This window comes from Winogradskyella psychrotolerans RS-3, assembly GCF_000427335.1.
Lineage (GTDB): Bacteria > Bacteroidota > Bacteroidia > Flavobacteriales > Flavobacteriaceae > Winogradskyella > Winogradskyella psychrotolerans.
Genome location: NZ_ATMR01000046.1, coordinates 1 through 865, shown reverse-complemented (window position 1 = coordinate 865; position 865 = coordinate 1). Strand labels below are relative to the sequence as shown.

1 protein-coding gene is annotated in these 865 nt (G+C 39.3%); it reads right to left on the bottom strand.

Going from position 1 to position 865, the window contains the following annotated elements; translation table 11 throughout:
- Position 1: 1 nt before the first annotated feature.
- A partial coding sequence (locus ADIWIN_RS04065; protein WP_200859788.1) for an LruC domain-containing protein occupies positions 2-865 on the bottom strand: 864 nt, incomplete at its 5' end.

Sequence of the window (865 nt, the reverse complement as noted above, 5' to 3'; positions counted from 1 at the left end):
ATTATAAGGTGCGGTACCCAATCAGCTTTCGAATGGCCTCTTTGAATACGATATTAACCTTCACCGTATCTTCTTCGTGATGAGCATTATCAGAATTAACGTTTGCCAGGAATGGTAACTTTTCATTTACATCGTCCATAATAATCACTGTAGCCAAACTTTGCTCTTGCTCTACACCGCTTGAGGAAGTTTTGATTTTCCCTGTTTTTAATCTGGTTCCCTCTACACTTGCTACTTGATCTGCAGTAACAGGCAATTGTATACCAAATCCATTTCTGTAACCTGCTCCAGTTGCACGTACTACTGTAATTACCTGAATTTCCTTGATACGATTATTACCATCTGATATTTCGTTGACATTATAATCTATAACCAAATCATTCATGTCATAATCTCCGAAACTAGGCCAAAGGTCTTCGAACAATAGTGTTCCAAAAGTATTTGCTCCCAGAGAGTAGTTGTTAAAAGCCCTATCTGGATCATCAGGATATTCGTCTTGGTAGTCTGATACACCATCCTCATCCTGGTCCTTCTCATCAGTATCGATAGGCACATAATCTGTTACCTCCACGCTAGTTATAGGGTTCCAGGAAGCGTAAAATATCACATCATTAAAGTCATGATCGCAGGTTCCAGAATCTCTTCGGATATCTTCCCAACCCATTAACAGAAGTTTTTCTGATGCGTCGTACAAAAACACCATTTGATCCCTTAATGACACTGTTTTGATTTCTGTATTAAGGTCCTTGTCCGCATAAAAGACGCCATTACCATTGGACACTTTGTTGCTTTGCCAGCCATTTGAAATCAAAAACCAACCGATATAAGTACCTTTCTCAAAAGCACCATCCATAGGACCATTAAG